Annotated in this window: 5 protein-coding genes and 1 pseudogene; 2 read left to right on the top strand and 4 right to left on the bottom strand. The window is 60.9% G+C overall.

Going from position 1 to position 6,258, the window contains the following annotated elements; genetic code table 11:
* Both MCB86_RS22430 and MCB86_RS22425 read left to right on the top strand, forming a co-directional pair.
* Nucleotides 1-376, top strand: a pseudogene (locus MCB86_RS22430) (hypothetical protein); the annotation flags it as partial.
* Nucleotides 377-382: 6 nt separating this feature from the next.
* Complete coding sequence (locus MCB86_RS22425) at nt 383-2,539, top strand: lipase family protein (protein ID WP_239612203.1); 2,157 nt, start codon at nt 383-385, stop codon at nt 2,537-2,539.
* A 399-nt stretch (nt 2,540-2,938) separates the two neighbouring features.
* On the opposite strand, the gene MCB86_RS22420 is transcribed toward MCB86_RS22425, so the two are convergent.
* Genes MCB86_RS22420 through MCB86_RS22405 form a run of 4 tightly spaced genes read right to left on the bottom strand, consistent with a single transcriptional unit; the run spans nt 2,939 to nt 6,253 of the window.
* The gene (locus MCB86_RS22420; protein WP_239612202.1) at nt 2,939-3,574 is read right to left on the bottom strand and encodes an SCO family protein; all 636 of its coding nucleotides are present in this window, start codon (nt 3,572-3,574) and stop codon (nt 2,939-2,941) included.
* A gap of 51 nt (nt 3,575-3,625) precedes the next feature.
* Nucleotides 3,626-4,525 (bottom strand): heme o synthase, encoded by a 900-nt coding sequence (gene cyoE, locus MCB86_RS22415; RefSeq protein ID WP_045164428.1) that lies wholly within the window; start codon nt 4,523-4,525, stop codon nt 3,626-3,628.
* 16 nt (nt 4,526-4,541) lie between these two features.
* Nucleotides 4,542-5,612: a COX15/CtaA family protein gene (locus tag MCB86_RS22410; protein ID WP_239612201.1), complete on the bottom strand. Its 1,071-nt coding sequence runs from the start codon at nt 5,610-5,612 to the stop codon at nt 4,542-4,544.
* A gap of 56 nt (nt 5,613-5,668) precedes the next feature.
* On the bottom strand, nt 5,669-6,253 hold the full coding sequence (locus MCB86_RS22405; RefSeq protein ID WP_239612253.1) for a hypothetical protein: 585 nt from the start codon (nt 6,251-6,253) through the stop codon (nt 5,669-5,671).
* Nucleotides 6,254-6,258: the final 5 nt, after the last annotated feature.

Below are 6,258 nucleotides of genomic sequence, written 5' to 3'. Positions count from 1 at the left end.
GCTGGTCGATACACTGCCGCAAGGCGCGCCTGCTTTTGATAGCGATGGCCACCTAAGCAAGACGGCGGAATGCACGTGGCTTTTTCAACTCAGCAAGGCCCACGCACGAAGAGGCCAGATCAGCAAACTTCTAAGTTGCAAGGGGGCGGGCGCTTATCTGGTGCGTGACGAGTTGCCGGGCAAGACGGTTCGGCTGGACGTGCGAGCTAACCCGAAGGAAGAACCTTCTTATGATCGGCGATGGATAAATACAGACTCAGGCTGGCGTCCATGTGTGGATACGGATGCATCCGAGCGCTGCCAGACTCCTCCTGTATTTCAGACTTTCAAAATGAATGGACAGGAATGCACCGTCTATCCCAACTGCAAGGAGTGATCAGGGATGAATAACTCAAGTAAAACGGGTGGGCCGCTAGGCTGTCCCGTACGAGGACATTGGGTCAGTGTTCGACTGGTCGACGAGCATGGCGATGGAAAACCATACGCCGGTCTTGTCTACATACTGCACGACAGCCAAGGCCAAAAATATCAGGGGGCACTTGATAGCAATGGCTTTTTTCGCATAGACGGTATCTACAGCGGCCCGGCAGTTCTTTCTTTCCTGGAGGACTACCCCGGCGGTAATAAATGGTATGAGCATTTCCTAGACCGAAAGTCCTTCAGGCTGCCCTTAACAGCCCTTCAAGTCTGTGCCGAACAATCTCCATCCGGACCCCGTAATGCCGATAGCAGTACCTATCTGGCAGAAGAGCGCGCCGTACTGGAAAGCGCTCACCTTCTACGCGTAGAAGTCAGCGATCTGGTCGAGGCGAAGGGGCATCTACCCGATCCTGATCCTACTTGGCAGCCAAAGCCTTCCGCCATGCTCAAGCACAACGCTGGGCAGGCTGCCGAATGCGTCGGCATCGCATTAACGCCCAATTGTCATCACGTGCTTGAGGTCAAAGCGCTACGCGCTTACAGCCCGCTGCTCTCACGCAACAAGGCCTTTTGCGCGATCAATGCCTACCATTTGGCGGTCATGAGCACCTTTGTGTATGCGCCGTTCGGCGAACCGAAGCAGCCGGATGGTGCTTATGCCTCCAGCCCGCCCCCCTATAATCGTAGCGGGAGCATTGGGCATGTGCTGCGCGAGCAACTGGCCCGATTGGTAAAAGCGAACTCGTTCGATAGTGCCCGCTACGAGCTGCTGTATGAAGAGGTGCCCTACTCCAAAAGGCTCGAGATCATGCCTTATGACCCAGCTCGCTATCAGGCTGAGGCCACCAAAGGCTGGGCGAATCCCGAAGACGTGCATTTTCTCTACGATGAAGTGACGGATTCCCAGGCCTTCATCGTCCATAACGACAAACTCATGCTCATATCGGTGCGGGGCACACTGGGAACGCCAGACATATTGCGAGATCTTGACGCCCGCCAGGTCCCTTACGCTGAAGGCACCGGCCAAGCCCACCGAGGATTTTATGACTCGTTCCAGGCCGTCAAGGTTTTCGTTCAGCGCTATTTGGAGGCCTTTTATACAGGCGAACAAACTCTAATCATTTGTGGGCATAGTTTGGGTGGCGCAGTGGCACTTCTTTTAGCTGAATGGCTACGGAAAAACTGGTCGCGTGACATTCAGCTCTACACCTTCGGCGCCCCACGCGCCGGCGACCGAGCCTTTGTACAAAGTGCCCAGGGGCTTGTCCATCACCGCCTCGTCAATCACAACGACCCTATCCCCGCCGTCCCCTTCACCTGGCTGGATGCCGAGTGGAAGCTGGCCAGCGCCGGTACCGTGGTGCTGTTCAGCTCACCCTTGCTGGGTGTAACGCTGCTCCTGGGCGGGTTGCTCAATCTGCAGGGCGACCCATACGAGCACCATGGTCAACAACGCCACTTCGTGCCCCGCAAGCCCAACGGTGGCAGCGAAGCCTCCATACTCTGGCAACCCGACTGCGCCTTGATCGACGAACAGGCCTGTGCGCGTTATGCCGGTGCGATTGATCTGCAGGGCGACATGCCAAAGCGAATGGCCTTCATCGAACAGGCTTTCGCCGGCGCAGAGCATTCCTCCGACAGTGGCTACAGCCGTGCCATGCTCACCACGCTGCTGCGCTGGCATGCAAGCGCTGAGGAGCGGGAAGGTGTCTTGTTTACGCCCGGTGAGATCCACGACATCGATATGTTGATCCAGATGGCCGAAGCCGAGCTGAATAGTTGGCAGCCGCGAGATTTTATGGAGTTTCGCCGGGCAGTGAGAGTGCGCCATGACTCTCGCTTCTATAACAAGTCTGATTTGGAGCTCCGCCAGATGTACAACGCTGGCATCGCCCTGGCACGCTCCCTTAGCAGGCAACAAAGAGCAGCGCTGGGGCGCGCGAAAGTACGGCTACTAAACGAGGCGGGTAGACGCCTGACCGCGACCAATGTGTTCGGCGACTTGATTGATCGGGACGACTTGCCCAACTTGGTAGCGCAATGGCGAGCATTGGACCAAAACCAACGGGCTGAAAAGCTGGCCAAGATAAAAAAGCCTCTAGCTCGTCAGTACGCCTGACAGCCTTCTCCCGCTCGCTCGCGTGAACAGCCAACGCGCCGGAGAAGGCGCTGGCTGGCCGCAGGTACGGGCTCGAAGGCAGCCTGCACGGAACCGGACGCAATCGCCACCGCGGCACAGAGCGCGGCGCCGCTGAATACGCGATTAGCCCCGGATCGGACAGCAGTTGTGAAACAATCCCTGAGCCAGCACCGTGCCCGAAACGAGGCCGAGCAGCGTGCGCGGCAGGCGCATCGGGACGTTTCGGTAAGGGCCTGTCATGAAGAAGGCTGCGGACAAGCCCGCTTCGGCGGGCAACCACAACCGCGCAGACGAAAAACAAGCGCGTGTCATCTGGGCCGGAGGATCGGCTGGCGCAACCAGAGCGCAAGACGCCGTTAAGCCTGGCCGAGCCGATGGTCAGCTGCCCTGCCCGATCAACGCCGGCAACTGCTCGGCAAGCTTCTCGGTGCGCATCGGCGCGCGAATGAAACCGCGCAAACGGCCGTCGGGGCCGATCAGGGCGAGGTTGCCGCCATGGTCGACGGTGTAATCCTTCTTCGAAGTGTCCCCCGGAATAAAGGGCACGCCCGCCGCGTTGGCGAGCGTCTGGATATCATCCAGCGGTCCCGTCAGCCCAATGAAGCCGGCGCCGAAATAATCCAGGTATTTCTTCAGCTGCTCGGGCGTGTCGCGCGCCGGATCGACGCTGACCAGGATCGGCTGTAGCTGCTGATTCACGTCGTCCGGCAGCTTACCGCGCAGCTGACGCAATTCGGCGAGCGTGGCCGGACAGATATCGGGGCAGAAGGTATAGCCGAAGAACAGCAGGTTCCAGCGCCCTTCGAGCTGCTCCATCGAAACCGCTTCGCCGTCCTGGTTGGTCAGGGCGATGTCGGGCATGTCGCGACCCTGGGGAAGCATGACGATACCCGCATCGAGCAGCGCGGCGGAGTCGAGCTGGCGCTCGGTGCTGAGCACCTTGTAAACCGTCAGGCCTATAACCAGCGCGACCAGTGCAACGAGAATGAAAACGGTTTTCTGAATGCGGGTCATGGAATTCCTGTGAGGGCTGAGTCAGGCCTGCGAGATGCTCTACACCGGCCTCTAGATATTCAGCAGCAGATAATGATCAACCAGCAGCGCGATGAACAGCGCAAACAGGTACCAGATGCTGAATTTGAACGTCTTGATGGCCGCATGAGGGCGGCTCTCACGATAGAGCACGATGGCCCAAAACAGGAAGCGCGCCCCCAGCAGCACCGCCGCTGCCAGGTACAGCGGACCACTCATGTGTATGGCGAACGGCATGAAGCTCACCGCCAGCAGCACGGCGGTATAGAGCAGGATATGCACCTTGGTGTAGTGCTCGCCGTGAGTCACCGGAAGCATCGGTACATTGACCTTGGCGTATTCCGCCTTGCGGTGAATCGCCAGCGCCCAAAAGTGAGGCGGCGTCCAGGCGAAGATGATCAGCACCAGCAACAGCGGCTCGGCGGTCACCTGGCCGGTCACCGCGACCCAACCGAGCAGTGGTGGTGCGGCGCCAGCCAGACCGCCAATGACGATGTTCTGCGGGGTCGCACGCTTGAGAAAGCCGGTGTAGATGACGGCATAGCCGATCAGCGACGCCAGCGTCAGCCAGGCTGCCAGCGCGTTGGTGAACATCAGCAGCAGCGCCATCCCGGCGACGCTCAGCAACAACGCGAACAGCAGGGCCGCGGCAGGCGATACCCGGCCTTCGGCCAGTGGCCTTTTGTGGGTGCGCGCCATCACCGAGTCGATGCGCCGATCCACCACATGGTTGACCGCCGCCGCGCCACCGGCGCAGAGCGCGATGCCGAGATTGCCGAACACCAGCACTGTCCAGGGCACGCCTGCGCGCGTGGCGAGAAACATGCCCACCAAGGAGGTGATGAGCATCAGCAGCACCACCTTCGGCTTGGTCAGCTCGAGATAGTCGCGCCAGCTGACCTGGACGCCGCGTTCGCTGAGTAGAGTCGCCATGGGGTTCTCCTTGTGGTCAAGCGCGGGGTAGGTCGAGCCCACCCATCGAGTTCGAAACCGGATGCCGTTGGATCGCCGGCTCATGCGTCGCGACGGCGCTATGGCGACCCGGGAAGAGACGGTGATTGATCAGTACGGTAACCAGCAGCAGCAAGGCACCGCCGCCGTTGTGGGCGACGGCGACAGCCAACGGCAGATTGAGCAGGACATTGCTGATGCCCAGCCCGACCTGCAGTGCCAGGGTCGCCAGCAACAATGTGGCAAGACGTGAAAGTCCGTTGCGCCAGAGCTGCCAGCTGAGGATCAGCAACAGCAGCGTCACGGTCAGCGCGCCGAGACGATGGGTGAGATGAATGGCGGTACGCGCCTCGCCGTAGAGCATGCCGCCGAGGTAATTGGGGCCGATGTCGTGATGAGTCAGGTTGAAGGCATTGGCGAAATCCATCTCGGGCCACCACTCGCCGTGGCAGGTGGGGAAGTCAGTGCAGGCAACCGCAGCGTAGTTGCTGCTGACCCAGCCGCCCAGCGCGACCTGACCGATCACAGCCAGCAGGCCGAGCATCGCCAGTGCCCGGATCCGAGCCGGTATCGGCCCGGTTGCTGGTCGCCGTCCCGACAAACGCAAAGTCAGTAGGAACAACAGGCTCAAGGTGGTGAAGCCACCCAGTAAATGCGCAGTTACCACCTGGGGCCAGAGCTGCAGGGTCACCGTCCACATGCCGAAGGCAGCCTGGGTGATTACCACGGCCAACAGTAGCAGCGGCAGCTTGACCGGCTGACCCGGCTGTGAACGCCGCCGCAGCGCCTGCACGGCGAGCCCGAGGATTACCAGTCCCAGCGCACCAGCGAAATAGCGATGCACCATCTCGTTCCACCCCTTGTGCACCTCAATCGGTGCATCCGGGAAGCGTAGCGCCGCCAGGCTCTGGGCTTGCTCGCTCATGGGTACCGCTAGAAATCCATAGCAGCCGGGCCAGTCCGGGCAGCCGAGGCCGGCGTGGGTCAGCCTCGTATAGGCACCGAGGAGCACCACCACCACGGCCAGCAGTGTGGCGACGAGGGCAAGACGGTATCCGGGTTTTGCCATCTGGTTCTCCTTGGGCGACCTCGTTGAGACTCCAGCGAGGCGGCCGAGTGCCTGGGTCAGCCGATCTGGGAGATTTTCAACAGGTGCTTGAGGTCATCGAGAATCGCCTTGCCGTTGGCCTTGGCGTCGTAGCGCAAGACCAGATTGCCGTGCGGATCGATGATCCACAGCTGCGGGCCATCGGGTGCCTCCGGGTTGCCCGCATAAACCGTCGGGTCCAGCACATAACGCTGCAGCTGGGGGTATTCGCGCTGCAGACGCTGATCGTAGTCGGCGCTCAATGCCTGCCCGCTCGCCAGTGCATGGCCGGCACGGCCGGCCTCACGCGCCAGGCCAATGTTGATCTGCCGCGCCAGATAGACCAGCTGCCGGCAGTCTTCTTCTGCGCACCCTTGCGGTGCGGTAACCAGCAGCTCCCAGCGTGGTTCGGGCGCCACTGGTACGGTCACGCCGAGCATCTCGCGCCCTTGGCCGGTGGCTACCAGCGCGCCGTCGTAGGTTCGGGTTTCGGGTATCCAGAAGCCGAACCGATACATCGCCGTTGCCAGCAGCATGGGCCCAATCACCACGGCCAGGATCAGTAGCAGTTGCACTCGCCCACGCCGGCGTTGGGGTTGTGCGGGATTGAAGGTCGGATTCATCGCGG

Origin of the sequence: Pseudomonas sp. KSR10, assembly GCF_022355455.1 — a bacterium.
GTDB classification, from domain to species: Bacteria; Pseudomonadota; Gammaproteobacteria; order Pseudomonadales; family Pseudomonadaceae; genus Stutzerimonas; species Stutzerimonas stutzeri_E.
This window is presented reverse-complemented; position numbering and strand designations above follow the sequence as displayed.